This window comes from Streptomyces sp. NPDC057302, assembly GCF_042667685.1.
In the GTDB taxonomy this organism is placed as follows: Bacteria; Actinomycetota; Actinomycetes; order Streptomycetales; family Streptomycetaceae; genus Streptomyces.
On sequence record NZ_JBHUZJ010000095.1, the window covers coordinates 1 to 25,933 of the forward strand.

The 25,933-nt window shown below is 72.0% G+C and carries 25 protein-coding genes; 7 read left to right on the top strand and 18 right to left on the bottom strand.

All coding sequences use genetic code 11. The annotated features are described in order from the left end of the window. Window positions 1-84: 84 nt before the first annotated feature. Complete coding sequence (gene purB, locus ACFUPX_RS38735; RefSeq protein WP_383333431.1) at window positions 85-1,527, bottom strand: adenylosuccinate lyase; 1,443 nt, start codon at window positions 1,525-1,527, stop codon at window positions 85-87. A 162-nt stretch (window positions 1,528-1,689) separates the two neighbouring features. On the opposite strand from purB, the gene ACFUPX_RS38740 reads away from it, so the two are divergent. Further along, complete coding sequence (locus ACFUPX_RS38740) at window positions 1,690-2,043, top strand: hypothetical protein (protein WP_383333434.1); 354 nt, start codon at window positions 1,690-1,692, stop codon at window positions 2,041-2,043. Window positions 2,044-2,051: 8 nt separating this feature from the next. Here the strand turns inward: ACFUPX_RS38740 and ACFUPX_RS38745 are convergent, their stop codons facing one another. Further along, a complete protein-coding gene (locus ACFUPX_RS38745) occupies window positions 2,052-2,831 on the bottom strand; it encodes an SGNH/GDSL hydrolase family protein (protein WP_383333436.1) in 780 nt (259 codons plus the stop codon). A gap of 17 nt (window positions 2,832-2,848) precedes the next feature. Between ACFUPX_RS38745 and ACFUPX_RS38750 the strand changes: the two genes are divergently transcribed. Beyond that, window positions 2,849-3,355: a GNAT family N-acetyltransferase gene (locus tag ACFUPX_RS38750; RefSeq protein WP_383333438.1), complete on the top strand. Its 507-nt coding sequence runs from the start codon at window positions 2,849-2,851 to the stop codon at window positions 3,353-3,355. Window positions 3,356-3,663: 308 nt separating this feature from the next. Then, complete coding sequence (locus ACFUPX_RS38755) at window positions 3,664-4,281, top strand: hypothetical protein (RefSeq protein ID WP_383333440.1); 618 nt, start codon at window positions 3,664-3,666, stop codon at window positions 4,279-4,281. A 76-nt stretch (window positions 4,282-4,357) separates the two neighbouring features. On the opposite strand, the gene ACFUPX_RS38760 is transcribed toward ACFUPX_RS38755, so the two are convergent. Continuing rightward, window positions 4,358-7,567 (bottom strand): carboxyl transferase domain-containing protein, encoded by a 3,210-nt coding sequence (locus tag ACFUPX_RS38760; RefSeq protein ID WP_383333442.1) that lies wholly within the window; start codon window positions 7,565-7,567, stop codon window positions 4,358-4,360. A gap of 70 nt (window positions 7,568-7,637) precedes the next feature. Between ACFUPX_RS38760 and ACFUPX_RS38765 the strand changes: the two genes are divergently transcribed. After that, window positions 7,638-8,264, top strand: a complete 627-nt coding sequence (locus ACFUPX_RS38765; RefSeq protein ID WP_383333444.1) for a TetR/AcrR family transcriptional regulator — start codon at window positions 7,638-7,640, stop codon at window positions 8,262-8,264. 70 nt (window positions 8,265-8,334) lie between these two features. Here ACFUPX_RS38765 and ACFUPX_RS38770 read toward each other — a convergent pair whose 3' ends face one another. The 11 genes from ACFUPX_RS38770 to ACFUPX_RS38820 form a co-directional block, all read right to left on the bottom strand. Continuing rightward, a complete protein-coding gene (locus ACFUPX_RS38770; protein ID WP_383333446.1) occupies window positions 8,335-9,024 on the bottom strand; it encodes an HAD family hydrolase in 690 nt (229 codons plus the stop codon). Between the two features lie 49 nt (window positions 9,025-9,073). Further along, the gene (locus ACFUPX_RS38775) at window positions 9,074-9,556 is read right to left on the bottom strand and encodes an Lrp/AsnC family transcriptional regulator (RefSeq protein WP_383333448.1); all 483 of its coding nucleotides are present in this window, start codon (window positions 9,554-9,556) and stop codon (window positions 9,074-9,076) included. 113 nt (window positions 9,557-9,669) lie between these two features. Next, window positions 9,670-10,581 (bottom strand): PDR/VanB family oxidoreductase, encoded by a 912-nt coding sequence (locus tag ACFUPX_RS38780; protein ID WP_383333450.1) that lies wholly within the window; start codon window positions 10,579-10,581, stop codon window positions 9,670-9,672. Continuing rightward, on the bottom strand, window positions 10,578-10,760 hold the full coding sequence (locus tag ACFUPX_RS38785) for a hypothetical protein (RefSeq protein ID WP_383333452.1): 183 nt from the start codon (window positions 10,758-10,760) through the stop codon (window positions 10,578-10,580). The genes ACFUPX_RS38780 and ACFUPX_RS38785 overlap by 4 nt, the downstream gene beginning before the upstream one ends. Beyond that, a complete protein-coding gene (locus ACFUPX_RS38790) occupies window positions 10,757-11,800 on the bottom strand; it encodes a Rieske 2Fe-2S domain-containing protein (protein ID WP_383333454.1) in 1,044 nt (347 codons plus the stop codon). The genes ACFUPX_RS38785 and ACFUPX_RS38790 overlap by 4 nt, the downstream gene beginning before the upstream one ends. 95 nt (window positions 11,801-11,895) lie before the next feature. Further along, window positions 11,896-12,663, bottom strand: a complete 768-nt coding sequence (locus tag ACFUPX_RS38795; RefSeq protein WP_383333457.1) for an IclR family transcriptional regulator — start codon at window positions 12,661-12,663, stop codon at window positions 11,896-11,898. A 162-nt stretch (window positions 12,664-12,825) separates the two neighbouring features. Then, window positions 12,826-14,040 (bottom strand): MalY/PatB family protein, encoded by a 1,215-nt coding sequence (locus ACFUPX_RS38800; RefSeq protein ID WP_383333459.1) that lies wholly within the window; start codon window positions 14,038-14,040, stop codon window positions 12,826-12,828. A gap of 3 nt (window positions 14,041-14,043) precedes the next feature. Beyond that, window positions 14,044-15,636, bottom strand: a complete 1,593-nt coding sequence (malX, locus tag ACFUPX_RS38805; protein WP_383333461.1) for a maltose/glucose-specific PTS transporter subunit IIBC — start codon at window positions 15,634-15,636, stop codon at window positions 14,044-14,046. A gap of 257 nt (window positions 15,637-15,893) precedes the next feature. Then, window positions 15,894-16,652: an ABC transporter permease subunit gene (locus ACFUPX_RS38810; protein WP_383333463.1), complete on the bottom strand. Its 759-nt coding sequence runs from the start codon at window positions 16,650-16,652 to the stop codon at window positions 15,894-15,896. A 107-nt stretch (window positions 16,653-16,759) separates the two neighbouring features. Then, window positions 16,760-18,277, bottom strand: coding sequence for a DUF1349 domain-containing protein (locus ACFUPX_RS38815; RefSeq protein ID WP_383333465.1), 1,518 nt, complete (start codon window positions 18,275-18,277; stop codon window positions 16,760-16,762). Then, complete coding sequence (locus ACFUPX_RS38820) at window positions 18,274-19,293, bottom strand: ABC transporter ATP-binding protein (protein WP_383333467.1); 1,020 nt, start codon at window positions 19,291-19,293, stop codon at window positions 18,274-18,276. Before ACFUPX_RS38820 ends, ACFUPX_RS38815 begins: the two co-directional genes overlap by 4 nt. A 111-nt stretch (window positions 19,294-19,404) precedes the next feature. On the opposite strand from ACFUPX_RS38820, the gene ACFUPX_RS38825 reads away from it, so the two are divergent. Together ACFUPX_RS38825 and ACFUPX_RS38830 are read left to right on the top strand one after the other, a co-directional pair. After that, entirely contained in the window at window positions 19,405-20,817 is a 1,413-nt protein-coding gene (locus ACFUPX_RS38825; RefSeq protein WP_383333469.1) for a sensor histidine kinase, read from the top strand. Next, on the top strand, window positions 20,814-21,548 hold the full coding sequence (locus ACFUPX_RS38830; RefSeq protein ID WP_383333471.1) for a response regulator: 735 nt from the start codon (window positions 20,814-20,816) through the stop codon (window positions 21,546-21,548). Before ACFUPX_RS38825 ends, ACFUPX_RS38830 begins: the two co-directional genes overlap by 4 nt. Before the next feature lie 120 nt (window positions 21,549-21,668). Here the strand turns inward: ACFUPX_RS38830 and ACFUPX_RS38835 are convergent, their stop codons facing one another. From ACFUPX_RS38835 to ACFUPX_RS38845, 3 genes are all read right to left on the bottom strand, one after another. Further along, window positions 21,669-23,012 carry an aldehyde dehydrogenase family protein gene (locus tag ACFUPX_RS38835; protein ID WP_383333473.1) on the bottom strand — a complete coding sequence of 448 codons (1,344 nt, stop codon included), beginning with the start codon at window positions 23,010-23,012 and terminating at the stop codon, window positions 21,669-21,671. 87 nt (window positions 23,013-23,099) lie between these two features. Next, the gene (locus ACFUPX_RS38840; protein ID WP_383333475.1) at window positions 23,100-23,666 is read right to left on the bottom strand and encodes a TetR/AcrR family transcriptional regulator; all 567 of its coding nucleotides are present in this window, start codon (window positions 23,664-23,666) and stop codon (window positions 23,100-23,102) included. A 5-nt stretch (window positions 23,667-23,671) separates the two neighbouring features. Next, a complete protein-coding gene (locus tag ACFUPX_RS38845; RefSeq protein ID WP_383333477.1) occupies window positions 23,672-24,367 on the bottom strand; it encodes a type 1 glutamine amidotransferase domain-containing protein in 696 nt (231 codons plus the stop codon). Window positions 24,368-24,476: 109 nt separating this feature from the next. Between ACFUPX_RS38845 and ACFUPX_RS38850 the strand changes: the two genes are divergently transcribed. Further along, the gene (locus ACFUPX_RS38850; RefSeq protein WP_383333479.1) at window positions 24,477-25,514 is read left to right on the top strand and encodes a LysR family transcriptional regulator; all 1,038 of its coding nucleotides are present in this window, start codon (window positions 24,477-24,479) and stop codon (window positions 25,512-25,514) included. Window positions 25,515-25,525: 11 nt separating this feature from the next. Here the strand turns inward: ACFUPX_RS38850 and ACFUPX_RS38855 are convergent, their stop codons facing one another. Beyond that, complete coding sequence (locus ACFUPX_RS38855) at window positions 25,526-25,921, bottom strand: nuclear transport factor 2 family protein (RefSeq protein ID WP_383333481.1); 396 nt, start codon at window positions 25,919-25,921, stop codon at window positions 25,526-25,528. Between the last annotated feature and the right edge of the window lie 12 nt (window positions 25,922-25,933).

Consider the following 25,933-nt stretch of genomic DNA (forward strand, 5'->3'; position numbering starts at 1 on the left):
GCCCGAAGGCCTCGGCTGCTCGTCTGTGCCGTGCGTGCTCTGCCGGGTCGTCCGACGCGCGGCGACCCGGTGCGCCCGAGAAACCTAGAGAATCGCGCCCGGGGCGTAGGCCGCGGCCTCGGGGTGCTCCTTGAGCAGCACCTCGATCTGCGCGACGACGGCGGCGACCTGGTCGCCGGCCGCGCCCGTGAACGACAGCTTGTCGGCCATCAGCTCGTCGAGCTCGGCGCGGTCCAGCGGAATGCGCGAGTCGGCGGCGAGCTTGTCGAGGAGTTCGTTGCGCTCGGCGCCCTGCTCGCGCATGGCGAGCGCGGAGGCGACGGCGTTCTCCTTGATGGCCTCGTGGGCCTCCTCGCGGCCGACGCCCGCCCGCACCGAGGCCATCAGGACCTTGGTCGTGGCGAGGAAGGGGAGGTAGCGGTCCAGCTCACGCGCGACGACGGCCGGGAAGGCGCCGAACTCGTCGAGCACGGTCAGGAAGGTCTCCAGGAGCCCGTCGAGCGCGAAGAACGCGTCCGGCAGGGCGACCCGGCGTACGACCGAGCAGGAGACGTCGCCCTCGTTCCACTGGTCGCCCGCCAGCTCGCCGGTCATCGACGCGTACCCGCGCAGGATGACGGTGAGGCCGTTGACGCGCTCGCAGGAGCGGGTGTTCATCTTGTGCGGCATCGCGGACGAGCCGACCTGGCCCGGCTTGAAACCCTCGGTGACGAGCTCGTGCCCGGCCATCAGACGGATCGTCTTGGCCATCGAGGAGGGCCCGGAGGCCAGCTGCACCAGGGCGGTGACGACCTCGTAGTCCAGGGAGCGCGGGTAGACCTGGCCGACCGAGGTGAAGGCGCGGTCGAAGCCGAGGTGCCCGGCGATCCGCTGCTCCAGGTCGGTGAGCTTGTCGGCGTCGCCGCCGAGCAGGTCGAGCATGTCCTGGGCGGTGCCGACGGGGCCCTTGATGCCACGCAGCGGGTAGCGGCGCAGCAGGTCGTCGACGCGGCGGTACGCGACGAGCAGCTCGTCGGCCGTCGTCGCGAAACGCTTGCCGAGCGTCGTCGCCTGCGCGGCGACGTTGTGCGAGCGGCCCGCCATGACCAGCTCGGCGTACTCGCCCGAGAGCTTTCCGAGCCGCGCGAGCACCGCGACGGTGCGATCGCGCACCAGCTCCAGGGAGAGCCGGACCTGCAGCTGCTCCACGTTCTCGGTCAGGTCGCGCGAGGTCATGCCCTTGTGGACCTGCTCGTGCCCGGCGAGAGCGTTGAACTCCTCGATGCGGGCCTTCACGTCGTGGCGCGTGACCTTCTCGCGCTCGGCGATCGAGGCGAGGTCGACGTCGTCGATAACGCGCTCGTAGTCGGCGAGGGCGGCGTCCGGCACCTCGATGCCCAGGTCCTTCTGGGCCCGCAGGACGGCGAGCCAGAGCTGACGCTCCAGCTTGACCTTCTGCTCGGGCGACCAGAGGGTGGCGAGCTCGGCGGAGGCGTAACGCCCGGCGAGGACGTTCGGGATACGGGGCTTTGCAGGCGCGGCAGTCACGTGTACGGAGTTTACCTGCCGTCCGACCTGCTCTTTGACCGTCCCTACAGTCGAGAAGCCGCAGGTCATTGGAGCATCGTCCAGGACGATCGACGCGGCGCGGCCCACGGTCGGCGGTCCGCCGCAACTCCTGGTGATCCACGTACGTCTAGGGTTGAACGCATGGAGCAGCGGGAGATCATCCAAAGAGTCGTCGGCATCCTGACCGAGGCGATCGAGATGCGCCGACAAGTACGAGAGAACCCGGACGGCGAGGTCGAACCCAGTGGCGCGGTCGGCACGATGCTCGAGGAGATGCTGCCGCGCATCGAGATCCCGTCCGACGCCACGCCCATCGAGGTCGCGGAGGTGGTGGGCCGGGAGCTGAGCCCGGTCATCGAGCAGATCACGTCGGCCTTCGCCTTCTCCTTCGCGCAGCTCGCCGAGGCGCACGACGAGGGCCGCACCGATGTGACGTCGGCGGACGTGCTGCAGTCCATCGCGCTGCACTTCGAGGACGAGGTGGAGGAGGAGTAGGAGCCCTCTTACGCGGACGGATCCTCGTAAGGCAGCAGCTCCGGCCGCTTGGCCGGGAGGCCGTCGCCCGAGGAGCGGCCCGTGAGGCGGCGGGCGATCCATGGGGCCAGGTGCTGCCTGGCGAAGCGGGCGTCGGCGACGCGGCGCGTGCCCCAGTTCGGCGGGGATGTGGGCGGGAGCACGGAATTCCAGTCGTCCTCGGGGGCGTAGCCCAGCCCCTGCCACACCGCTTCGGCGACCCGGCGGTGCCCCTCGGCCGTCAGATGCAGCCGGTCCACGTCCCAGAGGCGCTGGTCGCCGAGCGCGGCCGATCCGTACAGGTTCACGACCGTGGCGTCGTGCCGCACCGCCAGGTCGTCGATGTGCTTGAAGAGCTCTTCGATGCGCGGGCGGAAACGCTGGAACACCGGGCCGTTCCGGCCGGGGCTGTGCATCAGGACGAGCTTCTTGCAGGAGGGGGCGAGGCGTTCCACCGCCTCCTCCAGGAGGTCGCGTACGCGGACCATGTCGCACTTGGGGCGCAGCGTGTCGTTGAGGCCGCCCACCAGGGTGATCACATCGGGCTGCATCGCGGCCGCGACGTCCACCTGCTCGTCGACGATCTGCCTGATGAGTTTCCCGCGCACCGCGAGGTTGGCGTACCGGAAACCAGGGGAAGCGGCAGCCATCCGGGCGGCGAGCAGATCGGCCCAGCCGCGGTAGCTGCCGTCGGGCAGCCGGTCAGACATGCCCTCGGTGAAGGAGTCGCCTACCGCGACGAGACTGGTGTATTTGGCATTCATCTGCATGGCGGGAGCGATCGTACATGGAGCTTCGACCCTTCGCCGTGGCGGATGCCGCCACCGTGGCGAGCTGGCCCGTCTGTGCAGGTGAGGTGGCCTTGTGGTGCGGGCTGCGGGACTTCCCCGTGGCCGCGGCCGTGGTCCGCGGATGGCAGCGGGAGGGGGATGTGCGGGGCTGTGTGCTGGCTGAGGGCGAGCGGCTCGTCGGCTACGGAGAGGTGTGGTGCGACGCCGCGGAGGACGAGGCCGAACTCGCCCGGATCATCGTCGCGCCCGGCTCCCGTGGGGAGGGGGCCGGGCGCGAGCTGGTGCGGGGGCTGACCGAGCTGGCCCTGCGGACCGGGTACGCGGAGGTCTTCCTGCGCGTACATCCGGGGAACGCCGCCGCCCTGCGCTGCTATCGCGCGGCCGGATTTCTGCCCGTGGCTCCCGCGCTGGCCGCGGAGTGGAACGTCCCACAGCCGGTCGACTACGTGTGGCTCCGGCACGCGGGGGCGGTCTCCGGCCAGGTCGCGCCGCGGCCGTCGTGAGGGGCTTGTTCGTACGCGGGCTTACGGTCCGGTCCGGTCGCCGGGCAGGTGGCTGTGTGAAACGGTGGGAAATGTCCTGAATGTCACTCCGGGGGGACCCGGAGACACTGGAGACAGGGGAATCCCATGTCATCGAAGCGACGCCGCAAGAAGAAGGCACGCCGCAAGCACGCGGCCAATCACGGGAGCCGTCCCCAGTCCTGACCACCGGCCCCCGACGACTCGCTCCGACCGCCGACCGCGCACCGGTTTCTGTGTGATCCCGTGAACACCCTTGCCACCTGGGCCAAGGGGTGAACAATGGTGCAATGTTGGAGTTGTTGCGAGAAGTCGGCGTAGAACTGCCGGGCGGCGCTGGGCTGTTGAAGTTCGGGATGACTCCCGGCGAGGTCCTGGAACTGCTGCCGCCCGACAGGGTCACGCACCACCGCCAGTGCATGGGGCTGACCCTTGACCAGTACGCGGAGCTTCGGCACGCGCACGACGCATGGCTCGGCGGCCTCCTCTACGAGCCCGACTGGAGCTTCGACGCCGAGCTCGGCGGGGTCGTCCTCGGCTTCGGCGGTGGCGGACCCGGGGCCACGGACCGGCTGGCCCGCGTGGAGATCCAGGCGCGGGCCGCCCAGGCGGACGGCACGGAGGCGACTCCGGTGGCCTGGGAGGACATAGACCTGTTCGGCTACCCCGCCGCGGAGATCGTGGCCGTCCTGCCCGGCATCCCCGCATCGCCGCCGCCCGGCGGCCCGCCGCCGGCCGACATGGCGGTGGACGAACTCGGCCTGCGCCTCTCACGGGCCACGCCGACGGCGGAGCACTGGGAGCGGGTGACGCTGGTGGGGCCCGCATCCGGCAGCTGGGGCGCTTGCTGCGCGGGCGGCCTCGTCTGCGCCGAGCAGGGGGACGGCCTCGTGGGGATCATGTACTGAGGGGGTGGCGGGAGGGCTAGGGGTGGGTCCATCCGGCTGGGCCTGACGCTGCCGACGGCGACGGCGACGGTCACGGTCACGGCGCTCCCGAACCGCCCTCCAACGCCGACAGGATCCAACTCCGCGAATCCGCCGGGTCGATGACCGCGTCGATCTCCAGCGCGGCCGCGGCGTTCACCGCCTTGCCGTGTTCGTACAGCTCGGCGACATGGGCATCGAACACCCGCCGGCGCTCGTCGGCATCGGCGATCGCATCCAGTTCCTTGCGGTAGCCCAGGCGGACGGCGCCCTCTAGCCCCATCCCGCCGAACTCACCGCTCGGCCACGCGGCCGTCGCCACGGGTGCGCGGGTGGAGCCGCCCATCATGGCCATCGCGCCGAGCCCGTACGCCTTGCGCAGTACCAAGCTCACCAGGGGGACGCGCAGTTGGGCGCCGGTCACGAAGAGCCGGGAGAAGTGCCGTACGGTCGCGGTCCGTTCGGCGTCCGGGCCGACCATGAAGCCCGGCGTGTCACAGAGCGAGACGACGGGCAGCCCGAACGCGTCGCACAGCCGCAGGAAGCGCTCCGCCTTGTCCGCGGCGTCACGGTCGATCGCCCCGCCCAGGTGCCCGGGGTTGTTGGCGAGCAGCCCCATCGGCCTGCCCTCGACGCGTACGAGCGCCGTGATGATGCCGACGCCGAAGCCGCGCCGCAGCTCAAGGACCGAGTCCGTGTCGGCGATGCCCTCGATCGCGGCCCGCACGTCATAGGCGCGGCGCCGGTTCTCCGGAACCACGTGCCGCAGCCCGCGCGGGTCCGGCGCCTCCCGGCCGCCGCCCGCCCCACCCTCGTACGAGCCCGCCCCACCCTCGTACGCCTCGGACGAGAAGTACGCGAGGTACTTCCGCGCCACCCGCACCGCCTCGGCCTCGTCCGCCACCGCGATGTCCACGACGCCGTTCGGCACCTGCACGGACAGGGGGCCCACCTCCTCGGGGCGGTACACGCCGAGGCCGCCGCCCTCGATCATCGCGGGGCCGCCCATCCCGATGCTCGCCTCCGGCGTCGCGATCACCACGTCGCAGCAGCCGAGCAGCGCGGCGTTCCCGGCGAAGCAGCGTCCCGACGCGATGCCCACCAGGGGGACTCGGCCGCTGAGGCGGCCCATCCGGTGGAACGTCGTCACGTCGAGTCCGGCGACGGACGTCGTGTCGGTGTCCCCGGGGCGTCCGCCGCCGCCCTCCGCGAACAGCACCACGGGCAACAGGCGCTCCTCGGCGAGCTGGAGCATCCGGTCCGTCTTGCGGTGGTTCTGCAGGCCCTGGGTCCCGGCGAGCACGGTGTAGTCGTACGACATCGCCACGCACCGCACGCCGTCGATCCGCCCCGTGCCGGTGACCATGCCGTCGGCGGGCGTCGAGGCGATCAGGTCGTCGAGGGAGCGGCGGCGGCGCTGGGCGGCGATGGCCAGCGCGCCGTACTCCGTGAACGTGCCCTCGTCGCACAGGTCCTGGATGTTCTCGCGGGCCGTGCGCCGCCCGATGCGGTGACGCTTGTCGACGGCTTCGGGGCGGTGCGCGTCCAGCCCGAACGCGTGCCGGGCCAGGGCTTCGGCCAGGTCGGGGCGGACGGCGTCCGGGTCCGCGGCCTCCTCGGCGTGCGCCGTGGCCGCATCGCCCGCCGCCGACGCGTCCACCGTCACCAAGGGGTGGCCCTGCGATGCCGTGTCGCCCACGCGCGCGTGGAGTGCGGTCACGGTTCCGGAGGCGTCCGCGCGCAGCACGTGCTCCATCTTCATCGCTTCGATTACGAGCAACCCCTGCCCCGCCGCGACCTGTTCGCCCTCCGACACGTCGACGGCGACGACCGCCCCCGTCATGGGGGCGGTGATCGTCGTATCGCCCGGGAGCGCCTGCGGCGGATGCGACGCGGCGGGCAGCAGCTCCGCCATGTGCTCGGCCACGAAATCCGTGTGTGCGCCGCCCGCGGTGAAGCCAGGGTGGGTGAGCAGCGCGCGGAGCAGGGGAATTCCGGTGCGTACGCCCTCGACGGCGAAGTCCGCGAGCGCGCGCGACGCCCGTTCGCAGACCGCCGCGAAGTCACCGTGCGGCGCGTGCGTGATCACCTTGGCGAGCAGTGAGTCGTAACGCGCCCCGATCTCCGCGCCGTTGCGTGCCGCGGTGTCCACGCGCACTCCCGGGCCCGTCGGCACGTCGAAGCGGGTGAGCGTGCCCGTGGAGGGGAGCGCCGTACCGTCGGCGGCCGGTGACTCGGCGTTCACGCGTGCCTGGAGGGCGTAGCCGCGCGGCTCGGGCGGAGGACCTCCCAGTCCGAGCGACGCGAGTGAATCGCCCGCGGCCAGGCGCAGTTGTGCCACGACCAGGTCGACGCCCGTCACCTCCTCGGTGACCGTGTGCTCGACCTGGAGGCGCGGGTTCGCCTCGATGAAGTGGAACTCCTCACCGAGGAGCAGGAATTCGAAGGTGCCGAGACCGGTGTAGCCGCACGCGCGCGCCATCCGCAGGGACGCGTCCACGAGCTTCTCGCGGACGGCCGGGGAGAGTCCGGGCGCCGGAGCGATCTCCACGAGCTTCTGGTGGCGGCGCTGGGCGCTGCAGTCGCGCTCCCAGAGGTGGGTGACCTCACCGGTCGTGTCGCCCAGGATCTGGACCTCGATGTGGCGGGCCCCGGCCAGCAGCTCCTCCACGTACAACTCCCCGCGCCCGAAGCCCTGCTGGGCCTCCGAGCGGCAGCGCTCCCAGGCGTCCGCAAGCTCGTCCGGGTGCCGCACGGCCCGTATACCGCGCCCGCCGCCGCCACCGATGGCCTTCACCATCACCGCACCACGAGGGCCGAGCCCGGCAAGGAACTCCGCGGCCTCCGGCAGGCTCGTGGACCCTTCCGTGCCCGCGAGGACGGGCACCCCGAGGCTCACGGCGAGCGCACGCGCGCGTGCCTTGTCGCCGAACAGTCCGAGCACCTCGGGGGACGGCCCCACGAACCGCAGCCCGGCCTCCGCACACCGCGCCGCGAAATCCGCGTCCTCGCTGAGGAACCCATAGCCGGGGTGCACCAGCTCGCACCCGGAGCGGCGGGCCGCGGCGAGCACCGCGTCCGCGTCCAGATGGGCGGCCGGACCCGTACCGCCCAACGGCTGTGCATCATCGGCCAGTTGGACATGTCGCGCGGCGGCGTCGTCATCGGCGTACACCGCGACGGTACGCAGTCCGGCCTCCGCGGCGGCCTGCAGCACACGCACGGCTATCTCCCCGCGGTTGGCGACGAGCACGGCGGCAGAACCCATGGAGCCCTCCTGAGGTATCCGGCGCCGCCATGCTCATTGACATTGGCGTCAACGTCAATAAGCTCGCCGCGTGGCACGACACCAGCAGCCCTGGGCGACCCGCACCGCCCGCGACCGCACCGACGCACCGGCCCACGGACGGCTCCTGGACGCCGCCGAGACCGTGTTCGCGCGGCGCGGGTACGGCGCGACGACCATCGCCGACATCACGGCGGAGGCGGACGTCTCGCGGGCGGGCTTCTATGTGTACTTCGCGTCCAAGGAGGAGGTCTTCCGCGTCCTCGCGGTGCGCGTACGGGACGCGTTCCTCGCCGCGCAGGACGTGCCGGGCGTCGACAGGGACGACGCGCGCGAGGTCGTCGGGGCGTCCACCGCCGCCTTCATCGCCGCGTACGCCCGCCACCTGCCGCTGCTGCGCCTGCTTGAGCAGCAGGCGCAGACGGACGACGACGTGCGCGCCCTGTGGCAGGAGACCCAGGAGCGCCCCGTCCACCGGTCCGCCCGCTACATCCGGCGCCTGGCGGCCGAGGGCAAGGCCCACCCGGTCGCCGATCCGCTCGCCGTGGCCCGCGCGGTCGGCGGCATGAGCATCCAGTTCGCCCGGCTCACGGCAGCCGCTCCGGAGACCTACGACGCGGCCGTGCGCGATGTGACCGCCATGTTCCTGCACCTGCTCGGAGTCGGCCCCGCACGCTGAGGAACCGCGGCCTTGCGACAAGCCGCCCCGCCGCACAGCCGTACCGCGCGGGCACACGCCACGGCGATGCCTACGGCCGCGAAACCGACGCCAAGTAGTCCCACGCGGCAGGCGCGGTGAACGCCGCCTGCCCGCCCCGCACCAGCAGCCCCGCCGCCGCGAACGCGGGAGCGTCCGCGTGGGCGGTGACATACGGGACCGCGATGCAGCGCATACCCGCCGCGTGCGCCGCCGCCGCACCCGGAGCGGCGTCCTCCAGGACCACGCAGTCGGCCGGGTCGGCGCCGAGGAGCGCCGCCGCCGCCAGGAACACGTCGGGCGCCGGCTTGCCCCGCGCGACCTCGTCGGCCGAGACGACCGTGGTCAGGAGCGCGTCCAGGCCGGTGCCCGAGAGGATCGCGTCGATGGCCGCCCGCGAGGACCCGGAGGCCACGGCCAACGGCACCCCGGCTCCGTGCAGCCGCTCCACGAGCTTGCGCATCTCCGGGAAGACGTGCGTGTCGGCGCGGGCCAGCGCGAGATAGCGCCGGTCGAGTTCGGTGAGCAGCTCGGCCACCGGTACGCCGATGCCGTACCGGTCCTTCCAGGCGGCGAGGGTCTCCTGGGTGCCGATGCCCACGTACTGCTCGTTGTCGGCCCAGGTGTACTCGATGCCGTGCTCGGCGAGCAGCGCGCGCGAAGCCTCGAAGTAGTTCGGCTCGCTGTCCACGAGTGTGCCGTCGAGATCGAAGATGACCGAGGTGTTGCCGAGAGTGCTCATGCCCTCCAGCATGCCAAAGCCGCAGCTCACCGCCGCCCGGCCGCCGGGATCACTTCTGCGCGGCGGAGCCCCGCCCGATCGACTCGACGAGCGGGAGCAGCCGGTGCGGCACGCGCTCGCGCAGGGCCATCTCCGTACGGGTGCGCACCACGCCCGGCATCTGGATCAGCTGCTGGACCACGTCCTCCAGGTGCCCGTTGTCCCGTGCGACCACGCGGGTCAGGAGATCGCCGCCCCCGGTGATCGAGAAGGCCTCGATGATCTCCGGCACGGCGGCGAGCGCGTCACCCACCTCGTCCAGATGCCCCTGGGTGACTTCGATGTGCACGAAGGCGAGCACCGGGTGCCCGAGCGCGGCGGGCGAGAGGGAGGGACCCGTCCCGGTGATCACCCCGTCCCGCTCCAGCCGGTCGAGCCGGGCCTGTAGGGTGCCACGGGCCACGCCGAGTACGCGCGCGTACTCGCGGACGCTGGTGCGGGGCTGCTCCAGGAGGAGACGCAGGATGCGGGTGTCGAGTTCGTCGACGGCCATGGTGCGGGTCTCCCGGGTGCGAGGGCTGAACCTCGTGACTGTACCAATGGTACGGACCGCCGCGTCCGACTTCGCCGCCCCTGACCAGGTCGGACACCGGCCACCCGCGTCGTTCACAGGTCCAGCGTGAGCCGCCCCTCCTTCGCCCGCGAGACGCACACCATGAGGGTGTCGTCGCTGGCCCGCTCCTGCTCCGTGAGCACGCTGTCGCGATGGTCGACCGCCCCGGCGAGGACCTCCGTCTCGCAGGTGCCGCAGGTGCCCTCTGTGCAGGAGTAGAGGACCTCGACCCCGGCCTTCCGCAAGGTGGCGAGGATGGACGCGTCGGCCGGGACCGTCAACGTACGCCCGGATCGGGCCAGTTCGACCTCGAAGGGCCTGTCCCCGGTGGTGTCGGCCGTTGTCGCGGTGAAGCGTTCGGTGCGCAGGGCCTCGGGCGGGACGATCGCCTCGACCGCGGCCAGCAAGGGCTCCGGACCGCAGGCATAGACGAGTTCGCCTGGCCGCAGCCCGGCCAGATACGCCGGAAGGTCGAGCGGGCCTTCGCACAGCCGGATCCGGTCGGCGCGGTGGCCGGTCTCCAACTCCTCGGTGAACGCCATCGCTTGACGGGAACGACCGCCGTAGTACAACGACCACTCCCCGGCGACCGCGTTCAGCATCGGCAGGATCGGGGTGATGCCGATGCCGCCCGCCACGAACCGGTACGAGGGCGCCGCCTCCAGCGGGAAGTGATTGCGCGGCCCGCGGGCTCGCACCCGGATGCCGGGTATCAACTCGCCGTGTACGTACGCCGATCCGCCGCGCCCCTCCCGCTCCCGCAGCACGGCGATCCGCCAGGAGCTGGTGTCGCCGCCGCACAGGGAGTACTGCCGCTCGAGGCCGTCGGCCAGGACGAGGTCGACATGGGCGCCCGGCTCCCAGGCGGGCAGCGGGGCGCCGTCGGGGCGGCGCAGGATCAGGGACACGACGTCGGCGGATTCCTGGCGCCGCTCGGCGACGACGAGATCGAGCAACTCGCTCACGAGGCGGGGTCCTTCTCGGTGGTGGGGCGGTCGGGGTGGTCCGGGTGGTCCGGGTGGGCGAGCATCCACTCCCACATGGTGACGGGGTCCTGGCAGGCGTGGCGGGCGCCGCAGTGACAGGTGCCGTCGAGCAGGTCGGTGCCGGGGAGCCAGTCGACGCGGAAGACGTCGCCGCTCATCCCGCGGCCAGCTTGGCGAGGATGCGGCGGGCGGCGAGGCCGCCGGTGTCGATGTTGATGCTGAGCTCCTGGTAGCCGGCGGGCTCGGTGTTCAGGGAGCGCTGCAGCAGGTTGAGCGCGTCCACGTCCTGCATGACGACCGTGTGGTTGAAGTCCCGCAGGAACGCGGTCACTTCGTCGTCCTCGACGGCGAAGTTCCGGGAAACCGCCCAGAAGTCGTACACCTTGCCGGGCGCCGACGGCGTGATGGCGTACGTGATCTCCGTGCGGAACAGCGGCGCGTCGGTCCCGGTCGGGCTGATGCGGCTGTGCAGCAGATACAGGCAGGGCGCGTGGTACTCGATGTCCTGCAACCGCTGGATGCGGCCCTCGATCCCGGTGGAGCGCGCGTAGAAGGGCGGGCACTCGGCGTCGGCCATGTGCCGCGAGACCCGTACGATCCCGGCGGCCTCGTCGACCTCGGTGGTGATCGGCGTCTCGGCGACCTCCGGGGTGCCGATGTAGCCGCCGTGCAGATACGTCTCGTGGGAGAGGTCCATCAGGTTGTCCACCAGGAGGCCGTAGTCGGCGTCGATCGGCTCCATCCCCCGCACGGTCACCCAGCCCTCCTCGGCGAGGTGCGGGGCCCGCGGGATCACGGCGGCGTCGGCGAGTTCCGGGTCACCGATCCACACCCACACCATCGCGTCCACCTCGGCGACGGGGTACGAACTCACCCGCGCGGTACGCGGAACGCGTTTTTGCCCCGGCACGTACACACACGTCCCGGTCGTGTCGTAGGTGAACCCGTGGTACCCGCACACGACCCGGTCCCCGTCGAGACCGCTCGCCGAGAGCGGGTAACGGCGGTGCACGCAGCGGTCGGCGAGGACGACCGGCTCGCCCGCCTCCGTGCGGTAGAGGGCGAGCGGTTCGCCGAGGACCGTACGGGCGAGGAGTTCGCGGCCGACCTCGGAGGACCAGGCGGCGACGTACCACTGATCGCGGGCGAAAGCGGTGTGACCGGCGGTCCCGGCAGGCGGCGAAGGCGTGGAAGACATGGCAGGCGTCCCTCCTGTCGCTGCGCGGAGCACCGTCGCCCCGCGTCGTGGAACAGAGTGGTGACCTGGAGCACACCGCCACAACGCGACTTCTGTCAGGCGGAAGCCGGCGGCCCGGACGAGACGGGTTGCCAGCCCAGGGCGCGCGAGATACCGCGTCCGGCCAACTGGACGGCCGGAATGAGAGCGGGTGTCCGCGCGCCCGTCACCGGTACGACGACCGAGACAGCGGCCACCACGTCACCGCGCGGTCCGCGCACCGGCGCCGCCACCGACAGCGCGTCCTCGGTGATCTGGCGATCGCTCACCGCGACCCCGCCGCGCCGGACATCGGCCAGCATCCGCCGCAGCCGGTCCGGATCGGTCACCGTGTACGGCGTGAACGCGGCCAGGGCGTCGGTGGGGTAGTGCTCCTGGAGGTCGAGGCCCCCGTGGGCGAGCAGGACGAGTCCGACCCCGGTGGCGTGCAGCGGCCAGCGGGCGCCGACCTGCGAGTGCACGCCCACCGCGGAACGCCCGGAGAGCCGCTCGATGTAGACGACCTCCAGGCCGTCGCGCACGGCGAGATGGACGTTCTCGTGCGTGGCCTCGTACAGGTCCTCCAGGAAGGGCAGCGCCGCTTGCCGCAGCCCCAGGCCGCGCGGCGCGAGCGCCGCGATCTCCCACAGGCGCAGCCCCACGTGGTAGAGCCCGGCCTCGTCCCTTTCCAGGGCGCCCCACTGCGTCAGCGCACCGGCGAGCCGGTGCGCGGTGGTCAGCGCAAGACCGGCGCGCCGGGCGAGTTGTGTGAGCGTCAGGGCGGGATGCGCCTGGTCGAAGGCGCCCAGGACGTCGAGCAGCCGGTCGGCGGCGGAGCGGCTCATCGGCAGCCTCGGGCGTCGGCGGGCCGGGTCACCACTGCTGTGCGGTTCACGGCGGGTCGGCCCATCGGACGCTCCTGACCTGATCGTGCGCGGAGAGATGGCGGCAACGTAGGGCGCACCGACGCTCACGATCAAGTGGCGCCTGGGCGCGGCCCCCGAGCGTCAGGCCGCGCCCTCCCCGCGGTGGATCGCCCGGACGGCCTCGATGACCGCCGCGACCCCGCGCTCGACCTTCGCCCGTGGGCAGCCCACGTTCAGGCGCAGATGACCGGGGGAGCCATATGCTGTGCCCGGCATGACGGCCACCTTCTGTGTCCCGACGAGCTCGCGTTGCAGCGCCTCGTCGTCCACGTTCAGGGGGCGTACGTCGATCCAGGCGAGGTAGCCGGCCTGGGGCGGCGTCCACTCCAGCGCCGGGAACGCCGCGTTCAGGCGGTCGGCGACGAGCTGGAGGTTGCCGCGCAGGTAGGTGCCGAGGGCCTCCAGCCAGGGGGATCCCTCGCGGTACGCCGCGATGTGGCCGACCAGGGACAGCACGGCCGGGGAGGAGAGTCCGTCCGCCTCCTTGAGGTGACGCAGGTAGGCGTCACGTGTGGCGGGGTCGCCGATGATGCCGTAACTGCCGGTCAGGGCAGGGATGTTGAAGGACTTCGATGCCGATGTCACGATCGCCCAGCGGTTGCCGGGGCCACCACGCTGGTCCCGGCCCCCGTGCAGGGCCCATGGGCGGTGGACGTACGGCGGATGCGCGAGGTCCGAGTGGATCTCGTCGCTGATCACCGCCACGCCGTACCGCTCGCACAGCCCCGCGATGCGGTCCAGCTCGGCCGCCGTCCACACATGGCCCGTGGGGTTGTGCGGCGAGCACAGGAGCAGGACCGAGGTGTCCGGCAGCGCGAGCAGCCGTTCCAGTTCGGCCCAGTCGTCGAGCGGGCAGCCGAGCAGCCGCCGTTCCTGCGCGGCGATGGTCTTGGGGAACGCGTCGTACGCCGGTGTGTGCACCACGACTCCGTCGCCGGGGCGTGACCACAGCCGCAGGAGCCGGGCGATCTGGTAGATCACGGAGGGGCCGTAGACGATCGACTCCGGCGCGACCTCGGTGGCGTGACGCGTGCCGTACCAGTCGACGATCGCGGAGAGGAAGTCGTCCTGGCGCCAGCGGGAGTAGCCGAGCACGCCGTGGTCCAGGCGGCCCCGCAGTGCGGACAGGACCTCGGGCGCCGTCTCGAAGTCCATGTCCGAGATGGTGAAGGGCAGCAGGTCGGGGACGCCGAAGCGGTCCTCCACGTAGTCCCACTGCGTGCACCAGGTGCCGTGCCGGTCGACGGGGGCGTCGAAGTCGTAGGTGGTGGACGGAATGGGGTCGGGGGAGCGCATCGGTCAGCCGACCCCGACCATCGTCGCTATCGCGTCCTTCACCGACTGCACCTGCGGGCCGATGATGACCTGCACGTTGTGCGCGTCGAGCTTGATCACGCCCACCGCGCCGAGCTTCTTCAGCCGGGGCTCGTCGACCAGTTCGGCGTCCGCGACCGTCATGCGCAGGCGGGTGATGCAGTTGTCGAGCGACTGGATGTTGTCGGCGCCGCCGATCGCGGCCAGGATCGCCACGGCGTCGTACTTCCCGGCGATCACCTCACGCGGAGCCGCTCCCTCGGTCTCGTCCGAGGCGGTCTCCTGCGCCCCGGCCTCGTCGCGGCCCGGCGTCTTGAGGTCGAAGCGGACGATGGCCCAGCGGAAGAGGAAGTAGTACACGGCGAACCACACCGCCGCGATGACCGGTATGAGGTACCACTTCGTGGTCGTGCCCTGGAGGACGCCGAAGACGAGCCAGTCGATGACGTTGCCGTCGGTGTTGCCGATGAACACCCCGAGTACCGCGGCCGTCAGGAATCCGAGGCCGACCAGCACCGCGTGGATCAGATACAGCCAGGGTGCGATGAACAGGAACAGGAATTCCAGCGGTTCGGTGATGCCGCCGACCACGCAGGCCACGACGCCGGAGATCAGCAGCGCCTTGATCTCCGGGCGCATCTTCTTGTTCGCGCAGTGGTACATCGCAAGGGCCGCGCCCGGCAGGCCGCCGAGGTAGACCGCCATCTTGCCCTGGGACAGGAAGTGGGTGGCGTTGGTGACCGCTTCGGTGGGCGCGTGGGAGCAGTTGAGCTGCGCGTAGAAGAGGTTCAGGGCGCCGGAGACGTTGTCGCCGCACACCGCGCCGGAGCCGCCGACGTCGGTGAAGCGGAACATGGCGACCAGGATGTGGTGCAGGCCGATCGGGCGCAGCAGCACCTCGCCCATGCCGAAGAAGAACGGGCCGAAGACGCCCGCGTGGCCGATCGCGCGGCCGAGGTCCGTGATCCAGCCGTTGAACGTCGGCCACACCAGCGGGATCAGCAGGCCGACGAGGCTGAGCGCGAGCGTGGAGATGATCGGCACGAACCGCAGGCCGCCGAAGAAGGCAAGGGCGTCCGGCATCCGCTGGGCGCGGAAGCGCCGGTGCAGCACGCTGACAACGATGCCAACGCCCACGGCGCCGAGCAGTCCGGTGTCGATGGACTGGATGCCGATGACGTCGGCGATGCCGTAATGGGCGATGGCATCGTTGTCATCGAAGTCGACGCCCTTGGCGGTGAGGTAGAAGTTCACCGCGAGGTTCATCGCCGCGAACCCGACAAAACCGGAGAATGCCGCCACGCCCTTGTCCTCGCGGGCAAGGCCCAGCGGGATGGCTATTGCGAACATCACGGGGAGGAACTTGAAGGCGACGAGGCCGGTGCTCGCCATCCACGTGAAGACGAGGTGGAAGCCCTCGCCCTGGAGGAAGGTCAGATTGTCGGTGACGGCCTCGCTGGAGAGCGACGAGCCGATGCCCAGCATGATGCCGCAGAACGCGAGCAGGGCCACCGGGAGCATGAACGTCTTGCCGAGGCCCTGGAGAAACTCCCAGAGCGCGGACTTGGTCTTCTGCATGTGTGGGGGTCTTTCGGGCCTGAGCGGAGACGTCCGCCGACGTGCGACGACGCGTGACGATGCTTGACGACGTGCAAGGACCGGCCCACGCGGGCGCGGGCCGGGACGGTGGCCGGTCACATGCTGCACAGGGATCGCCTGCTGATCAGCGTGGCAGGTCCATCGATCCACGCCGAAGGTCGATCGATCCGCCCGGACGGATGAGATCACAGCAGCTCGCGCGCTGTCCATGGGGGAGAAGCGGCTTATGGGCCCTCTCAGGCGTCCCGCATCCGCAGCACCGCCCCGCCCGCGAGGAGCGCCACGCCCGCGTACGCGGCGAGCACGCCGATGCCCGCCCACGGCCCGATCGGCAGCTGATCCAGATCGACCGTCGCCTGAATCGCGAGCCCCGCCGTCGCGGGGGCCGCCCGCCGGGCGTACTCCTGCCAGTCGGGGTCGGCGAGCAGCCCCGCGAGCAGCGGGAAGGCGTAGAAGAGGCCGAGGACGGCAGTGACGGCGGTCGCCGTGTCGCGCAGCGCGGTGGCCACGCCCAGGCCGATCAGGGCGGCGAGCGTGAGGTAGAGGACCGTGCCGACGGCCGCGCGCAGGGTCGGACCTTCCGTGAGCCCCGGCGTCGGGAAGCCGTCGGCCGAGAGCAGCAGCCTGCCCGCGACGAGGGAGCCGAGCACGCCGACGGTGCCCGCCACCGCGGTCAGCGCGCCGAGGACCAGGGCCTTGGCGGCGAGCATCCGTACGCGGCCGGGCTCGGTCGTCAGCGTCGTACGGATGGTGCCCGTGCCGTATTCGGCGCTCATCGTGAGCACCGCGAGGACGACGACAGCGCCCTGGCCGAGCCAGACCCCCGTGAGGCTGAGCTTGACGGTGTCCTCATGGCAGTCGGCAGGGACCGGGCAGTCCCCGGCGGTCAACGACGCGGCGGTGGCCGCGCCCGCGAGGACGGTCAGGGCCACCACGGCGAACAGGAGCCACCAAGTGCTGTGCAGGGTACGGAGCTTGGTCCACTCGGCGTGCACCGCTCCGAGGGTGGGGCCACCCCGGGCGCGGACACCTAGCCCATCCCGTACGCGGATATCCAGACCGTCGCGCCCCCGGACACCGTGGCCGCCCCGCACGACGCTCCTCACGCGTCCTTCTTCCGGATGCGCCACACCGCGATGCCGAGCACCACGACGGCGTACGCGGCCAGCGTCGCGAGGCCGGTCCACGCGCCCTGCGGATAGCAGCCGTCCTCCGGGAGGCACAGGCTCGCCACCTGGTCGTAGCGCGGCGTCGTCTCCTGGATCGCGAACCCCGCGACGGGCGTGAGCCGTTGCAGCCACTGCGAGAGGCCGATCGGCAGCATGCTGACCAGGATCAGAGGCAGGACGATCACCACGACGACGGTGGTGATGGCGGCGGCGGTGCTGCGCAGCAGCGCGCCGAGTGCCAGGGCCAGCACGGCGATCAGGGCGAGCAGGGCCGCCGTGCCGAGCACCGCGCGCAGGACGGGGCCGTCGGTCAGCGAGTAGTCGGGGAACCTCGGCGGTTTGTGACCGTTCGCCCGCAGCACGGGCATGCTGATCAGGAACGACGCGATGGACGCGACGAGCCCGGCGGCGAAGGTGACCGCGCCGACCACCGCGGCCTTGGCGAGCAGGACCCGGCCGCGGCGCGGGCTGACCACGAACGTGGTGCGGATCATGCCACGCCGGTACTCGGCGGTGATGAACAGGACGCCGAGCGCGGCGATCAGGACGAGGCCGAGCTGGGTGCCGTTCAGGGCGGTCGCGACGAGGTCGGGCTGCATGGGGGCGCCCGGAGCGATGTCCCCGGCACCGGCGAGCGTGAACGTGCCGCCGGAGCGCGTCAGTTCACCCTGCTCGCCGTTGGACCGGCCGACGTCGGTCCGCTGCCAGCCGGCGCCACCCGCCGCGCCCTTGAGGGTCACCTCGTCGAAGCGCGCGGTCGAGCGTGACGGGTCGTCGCTGATCGATACGTTGCCGAACTGCCGGTTCATGGTCTCCGTGTTGGGCGACGCGACGAAGAGGCCGACCGGGACCGCGCCCGTGGACTCGCCGAGTTCGGCCGAGCCGATCTTCCTCCAGCCTCGGCCGTCGTCCGACGCGTACGCCGTGACCGTGGCGCCGTTCCGTGTCAGCCGCAGCCAGTGCGGCTCGTCGGCGGACGCGGCGCCGCCCGCGACGTCACGGGTGAAGTCGCTCTGGAACCGCACCCCGTGCCCGGCGGTGACCATCAGCGCCGCGTAGTCGGAACCGCTCTTGGTGCTCTCCTTGACGATCACCCCGGCCTTGGCCCACTCGGGCGCCCGGTCGGGGGTCGCGCCGGTGGGTCCTGTCACCCGCGCCGTGATGCTGCCGTCGGCGGGGAGCGTGCGGTGCACGAAGGTGAAGTCGTCGCGGACGTTTCTGCTGGGTCCGTCGGACGCGGCTGGTCCGCCGCCGCCCTCGACGTCGAGGCCCGAACTCGACGCGGAGAAGAGGGAGATCAGTACGGTCACCGCTATCGCGGCCACCAGGGTGAGGCCCCAGCTGCGCACCGTGCGCAGCTTGGTCCACTCGGCGCGCAGGAGCTGCGGGAAGCCGTCGCGGCCGACCACGGCCGTGCGGGTCCTGCGGGGTGGCGTCTCGGTGGCGGTCATCGCGTGCCCTCCTCTGCGGGGTGCTCGGCGCTGACCGGCTGTTCGGCGGCAGCCGCGCGCTCGGGCTCGACCGGGTGCTCGGCGGCGAACTCCACGTCGTCCCTGGTCAGTTCCATGTACGCCTCTTCGAGCGAGGCCCGGTGCGCGGCGACCCCCGAGAAGGCGACACCGGCCCCGCCGAGCAGTTCCACGACCCGTTCCGCCGCGAGCCGCGAGACGGCGAGCGTGTCGCGTCCGGTGGCGGCGACACTCGCCCCGGCGCCCGCGAGGACGGTCATCGCCGCCGCACGTTCGGAGGTCCGCACCTCGACGCGATCGCCCGACGCGGCGGCGAGCAGCTCTCGTACGCTGGTGTCGGCGATGACGCGCCCGCGCCCGACCACCACCAAGTGGTCCGCGGTGTCCTCCAGTTCACTCATCAGGTGGCTGGAGACCAGTACGGAGCGCCCCTCGGCCGCCAGGGACTTCAGGAAGCCGCGGATCCACCGGATGCCCTCCGGGTCGAGCCCGTTGACGGGTTCGTCGAAGAGCAGCACGGGCGGATCGCCGAGGATCGCCGCCGCGATGCCCAGGCGCTGCCGCATGCCGAGCGAGTACCCACCCGCCCTGCGCCGTGCGGCCTGCCCGAGGCCGACGAGATCGAGGACTTCGTCGACGCGCCGCGCCGGCAGCCCGTGCGAGTGCGCCATCCACAGGAGGTGATCGCGTCCCCGGCGGCTGGGATGCACGGCGGCCGCGTCGAGCAGCGCCCCCACTTCGAGCAGGGGCGTACGCAGCGCCGCGAAGGGACGGCCGCCGATGAGGGCGGTCCCCTCGTCGGCGGAGTCCAGGCCGAGGACGATGCGCATGGTGGTCGACTTGCCCGCGCCGTTGGGACCGACGAATCCGGTGACCTGCCCCGGCGCCACGGTGAAGGTGAGGCCGTCCACCGCGGTGACCGACCCGAACCGCTTGCGCAGTCCGCGCACTTCGATGGTTGCCTCGCCGCCATCGGCTGTTGCTGTGATGCCATCCATGAGAAGCGAGGCTAGAGACGCCGTGCCCGGAGGTCGTCACGCGGTGGAGCCGTCTTCGTATCCCTCACGTGAGGGACTCCGCGGGGCCCCTGGCCGGTGACAATGGCAGACGTGAGGGCGAAATCTTCCAGAGCGGTCGTGCGCGACCGCCTCGCGCGCCGTCCGGAGACCCCGGTCGTCGCAGCGGCGCTCCTGGCGCTCGGCGCCGTGAGCGAGGTGCTGCTGCGCGCGGACGGCGAGATACCGCTGCCGCTTGCCCTGTCACTCGCGCTGGGAACGACGGTGCCGGTCGCGGTCCTTGCGGGCGGCGACTTCGGGTGGGTTCCGGCAGTTGGCGGCGGTGCGGTTCGCCGGGGTGCCGTCGGTCGGGGTGCGGGCAGCCGCAGTGTCACGCGCCAAAGGGGCATGCGCCGCGGTGGCACGAACGGAACTCGATCCGGCCATGGGCAGCCCTCGTTCCCGAACGGGCCGGCGCGATCCATCGCCGCCCCAAGAACCTCCCGAGGCTTCTCCGCCGCCAAGGCCACCGCAGCCACCACTACGGCTGCCGCCGCGGCCGTCATCGCCGGAGTGGCCGGGTTGCTCTCCCTCGCGCCGTTCCACGTACTGACCGGCGCCGGGCTCTGCGCGCTGCTCGTCTCGCTCCACCAGGCCGGGCGCCGGGGCCTGAAGTACCTGGCCGTGCTTCTCCCGTTGCCCTTCATCGCGTACGCCGTCACCGTGCCCGGGGGATCCGGCGCGGGCGGCCGGTTCCTCGCCGTCCTCACCGCGGTGGGAGCCGCCGTCGCCGCCGGTACGGGTCTCGCCAGGAGCGCGCGGGACACCGCCCTGGTGAACAGCGCGGCGGAGCAGGCCATCGCGGACACCCTCCTGGAACACGTCGCCAGGGGTGAACGGGCCAGGATCGCGCGGGAGTTGCACGATGTCGTCGCCCACCACATCTCCATGATCGCGGTACAGGCCGAGACCGCCCGGCTGACCACCCCGGGCCTGCCGGCCGTCGGCGCCGAACGCTTCCTGGCCATCGGCGACACCGCCCGTACAGCGCTCACGGAGATGCGCAGGCTGCTCGGCGTGCTGCGCGAGGACGCGGGAGGTGTGCCGCAGGACCGCCGCCCCCAGCCGGGTCTCGAACAGCTCGGCGAACTCGTCGACGAGGCGCGCGACGCGTCGGCCGCCGCCGTGCGCCTGATCGTCGAGGGTCCGGTGCGTCCACTGGATCCGGGCCTCGAACTGACGGCGTACCGGATCGTGCAGGAGGCCCTGACCAACACCCGCCGCCACGCGCCGGGCGCCGCGGTGGACGTCGAACTCCGTTACACCCACGCGGCGTTGCGCCTGCGCGTACGCGACAACGGCCCAAGTCCGCACATTTCGGAAGACCTTGACGAGGGACACGGGCTTGTCGGCATGCGCGAACGCGCCGCGATGGTCGGCGGCGAGCTGCGGGCGGGCCCTGCGCGGCGCGGAGGTTTCCTCATCGAGGCGACGTTCCCGACGCCGGCGAGGGAGCATGCCGCATGAACACCCCCAACACGCCGGGCACCCCCAGCACCCCCGACCCCACCCCGGACTCACCCTCACCCTCACCCCCACCTCTGCGCCTCGTCATCGCGGACGACCACGAAGTAGTACGCGCCGGATACGCCGGACTCCTCGCGACCCAGCCCGACTTCACGGTCGTCGGCACGGCTGCCGACGGCGCACGGGCGGTCGAGCTCTGCCGGGAGCTGCTGCCCGACCTGGTCCTGATGGACGTACGCATGCCGGTGATGGACGGCATCGAGGCGACCGGGCGGCTCGCCGGGACCGGTACCCGCGTGCTGATCCTCACCACCTTCGACCTGGACGAGCACGTGTACGACGCGCTGAGCGCGGGCGCCGCCGGGTTCCTGCTCAAGGACGTCACGGCGGAGCGGCTCTTCGACGCGGTGCGGGTGGTGGCCGCAGGCGAGGGCCTGCTCGCCCCCACGGTGACCCGCAGGCTCATCGCCGAGTTCGCCCGCCTCAGACCGAGCCCGCCCGCAGGCCCCGCCGCCCGCGTCGACACGCTCACGCCGCGCGAGACCGAGGTGCTCCGGCTGATCGCGGAGGGCCTGTCCAACCCGGAGATCGCCGGGCGGCTGCACGTCAGCGAGGAGACGGTGAAGACCCACGTGAGCCGGGTCCTGGCCAAACTCGGGCTGCGCGACCGCACCCAGGCGGTGGTCGCGGCGTACGAGTCGGGGCTCGTGGTGCCGAGGGCGGGGGCCTGAGGGCGGGTCGACGGCGCCGCGAGCGACGCGGTGCCGTCGGCGTGCACCTGGACCGCGATGAGAGACCCGACGTCGGCGCCGCACACGGCCGCCACAGGGGTCGCAGGGGCCCGCCGGGCGTCAGCTCAGGGGAACGTCGAGCCGGGCCTTGCGGTGGCTGAACGTGGCGATGGAGTGCGGGCCGTGGTAGTTGCCCACGCCGCTCTCGCCGACCCCGCCGAACGGCAGCTCGGGGACGCGCAGATGAGCCATCGGAAGGCCGAAGCCGAGCCCGCCCGACGACGTCTCCGCCGCGAGGCGCCGGCGCGTCGTGTCGTTCTCGGTGAAGCCGTAGAGGGCCAGCGGCTTGTCGCGGTCGTTGATGAAGGCGATGGCCTCGTCGAGGCCGTCGACGTTCACGATCGGCAGTACGGGGCCGAAGATCTCCTCCCGCATCACCGGCTCGTCGGGCTTCACGTCGGTGAGAACGGTCGGCGCGATGTAGACGTCGTCGCGGTCGCTCTGCCCGCCGAACGCCGTCGTCCCGGAGTCGAGGAGAGCGGAAACCCGGTCGAAGTGCCGCTCGTTGACCATGCGTCCGTAGGTATCCGAGGACTTGGGGTCCGCGCTGAAGACGCGCTCCACGGCCGTGCGCAGCTCCTTGGCGAGGGCGGCGGCGGTGTCCGGGTCGGTGAGGACGTAGTCGGGGGCGACGCACGTCTGGCCCGCGTTGCGGAACTTGGCCTCGGCCAGGCGCGTGGCGACGGCGGCCACGTCGACGTCACGGTCCACGAACACCGGTGACTTGCCGCCGAGTTCGAGGGTGACCGGGGTGAGGTGCTCGGCGGCGGCGCGCATCACGATCCGGCCGACGGCTCCATTGCCGGTGTAGAAGATGTGGTCGTAGCGCTGGGCGAGCAGCGCGGTGGTCTCCGGCACGCCGCCCTCGACGACGGCGACGGCGTCCGTGTCCAGGTACTGGGGGATCAGGCGGGCGATCAACTCGGAGGTGGCCGGGGTGACTTCGCTCGGCTTCAGGACGGCCGTGTTGCCCGCCGCCAGCGCGCCCACCAGGGGAACGAGGAGGAGCTGGACGGGGTAGTTCCACGGCGCGATGATCAGGACGGTGCCGAGCGGCTCGTACTGCGTGCCCGCGGTCGACCCCTCGGGCAGCCCCGTGAGGGCGCCGGACGCCAGCGGCTGCGGGCGCAGCCACTCCTCCAAGTTGGCGAGGGTGTGGTCGATCTCGCGTACGGGGAAGTCGACCTCGGCGGTGTACGCCTCGGTGCGCGGCTTGTGCAGGTCGGCGTACAGGGCGTCCGCGATGTCCTCGCGGTGCTCCGTGAACAGGGAGCGCAGCTGGGTGAGCTGCTCCTCGCGCCAGGCCAGGGGCCGCGTACGGCCGGTGGCGAAGGTGGCACGGAGCTTGGCGACGAGCGCCTCGGAGTCGAGCGCTTCGGGGGCGGACGCTTCGGGGTGGTGCATGAGGGGTCTCCTCGGGAGGTCTCAGGTGAGGTGATGCATGGGGGGTGAGGGGGAGGCGGTGGGGCGGCGCGGAGGCGGGGGAGTCGGTCAGCCGGGCTTCGTGGCGACCGGCGAGCCGAGGAGGCCGGTCAGGAGCGCGTCCGTGGCGGGGCCGAAGAGCCGGCGGCCGTCGGACGCGGACTCCAGGCCTATGACCAGGGCGATGCAGATGTCGGCGGCTTCGGCGGGCTCCACGTTTGCCGGGGTCCCCGCTTCCGTGAACAGGTCGATGAGCAGGCGCCGCAGCGAACCGGTGAAGCCGTGGCAGATGTCGCCGAAGAGGCGCGCCTTCGCGTCGAGGAGCTCGGCGGAGTGCGGAGAGTCCCCGGCCAGCCGCAGGACCAGGTCGAGCTTGGCGGCGAGGACGCCCCGGATGCGTTCGGCGCTGGAGGTGTCGTCGGCCGCCGCCTGCCGGGCCCGCGCGAGCGCCTCCGTGTGCAGGCGCTCGGCGAGCTTGCGGAAGGCGTCGTCCTTGTTGCGGACGTACTGATAGACAGCTGACCGGGACACGCCCATCGTGGAGGCGATGTCGTCCATCGTCGTGCGCCGTACGCCATACCGTGTGAGGGAGTCGTAGGTGGCGTCGAGGACCTCGTCGAGCCGGTCGGTACCCATGAGGGTCAGGCCAGCTTCTTGACGAGCTCGGCCGCCAACGGAGCCGCGGATGCGGGGTTCTGACCGGTGATCAGGTTCCGGTCGACGACCACCTTGGGGGCCCAGGCCTCACCCTCCTGGAAGTCGACGCCCGCCGCGACGAGCCGGTCCTGGAGCAGCCACTTGGCCTTCTCCGCGAAGCCGGACTGCGTCTCCTCGGCATTGGTGAAGCCGGTGACCTCGTACCCGGCGAACGTGTTGGTGCCGTCCTCCTTGGTGGCGGCGAGCAGCGCGGCCGGGCCGTGGCAGACGACGCCGAGCGGCTTGCCGGACTCCAGGGCGGCGGTCAGGAGCCTGCCGGACGTGGCGTCGACGGCGAGGTCCTCCATGGGGCCGTGGCCGCCGGGGTAGAAGACGGCCGCATAGTCGGCGAGGTCGACCTCCGCCAGCTTGAGCGGCCGGAGGAACTCGCTGATCTCCGCGAGGGTCGTGGCGACCTTGTCGGCGCCTTCCTTGCCGCCGTTGAACTGGGGTGCGAGGCTGGCCTGGTCGACGGTCGGCACGACGCCGCCCGGTGTCGCGACGACGATCTCGTGCCCGGCGGCCTTGAGCGCCTCGTACGGCGCGACGGCCTCCTCGGCCCAGAAGCCGGTCGGGTGCTGGGTTCCGTCGGCCAGCGTCCAGTGGTCGGCGCCGGTCACGACGAACAGAATCTTGGCCATGGTGTCTCTCCGAGGCTGGAATCTCTGACGTTCTGTGCTCAGAGCGTCAGGTGGTGCTGTCCTCGAAGGTAGGTGGGCCTGCCCAACGAAATCCAATAGGCTGACCCATATGGGAGATAGAGATTCCGATGGGTCGGCGGGAATAGCTCCAAAGGCCGCACCGGACGGACCGACCGCACCGGACGGACCGACCGCACCGGACGGGCCTGACGCGGCGGTCGTGGCGCAGAGCGCCGCCGGCGGTCCGCTGGACCTGAACCTCCTGCGCACGTTCCTCGCCGTGTACCGGTCGGGTTCCTTCACCGCCGCGGCCCGTCTCCTGGGTCTCTCGCAGCCCACCGTCACCACGCAGATCCGGGCCCTGGAGCGGCAGGTCGACCGGGAGCTGTTCGAGCGGCTGCCGCGCGGCGCCGCCCCCGCGCCGTACGCGGACGCGCTCGCCGCCCGGGTCGTCGAGCCCCTCGATGCCCTGGCCGCGGTCACCGGGCACGGCGGGCCCCTCGACGGCGCCCCGGCGGAGCCCGTCCATCTGGCGGGCCCGGCGGAGATGCTCTGCCACTGCGCGCTGCCCGCGCTCGCGCCGCTGGTCGAGAAGGGGGTCCGGCTGCGCGTGTCGACGGGCCTGACCGACCGGCTCCTGGACGAGCTGCGGGCGGGACGGCACGACCTGGTGATCGCCACGGCCCGCCCCCGTGGGCGCTCCCTGAGTGCGGTGCCGCTGGCGGACGAGGAGTTCGTGCTGGTCGCGGCGCCGTCCTGGGCCGAGCGCATAGGTGGCGCGGCACGGATCGCCGCCGACGGACCCGGGGTGCTGCTCGGCGTCCCGCTCGTCACCTACGCCGATGATCTGCCGATCGCCCGCCGCTACTGGCGCCACGTCTTCGGCAAGCGGCTGACCTGCGACCCTTCCGTCACCGTTCCCGACCTGCGTGGCGTGCTCTCCGCCGTCGTCGCGGGCGCAGGCTTCTCCGTGCTGCCCCGCTACCTCTGCCGCGACGCACTGGCCGCGGGCGCCCTGGTCCTCCTCCACGACCCGGAGGACGCCCCGATCAACACGGGCTTCCTGGTGCAGCGCCCCGGATCCGCGGACAACCCGCACGTCGCCCTCGTACGCGACCAGCTCGTCCGGTCGGCGCGCGGCTGGTAGGCGCGGACGCCTTACGCGTCGCCCGCGGCCTCCTGCGTGATCCGGTCCCACTGGGCGCCCATGGCCGCCGCCAGCGCCTGCGCGGCCGACAGCGGGCGGACCATCACCATGAACTCGTCGATGAGGCCGTCCTCATCGAGGTGGAGGAAGTCGCAGCCGGTGATCTGCCGGTCGCCGACCCTGGCCTCGAAGACGAGCGCGGAGTCGCGCCCCGAGACGTCGTTGATCTCGCGCACGTACCGGAAGTCCTCAAAGACCTGCGTGACGGCGCGCAGGATCGCGGCGGTCGTCGCCTTGCCCGGGTAGGGCCGGAACACGACCGGGCTGGAGAAGACCACGTCCTCGGCCAGGAGCGCCTCGATGGCCGCGTGATCGTTGGCCTCGACGGCCTTGCGGAAAGCCTGCATGCCCACACCCTC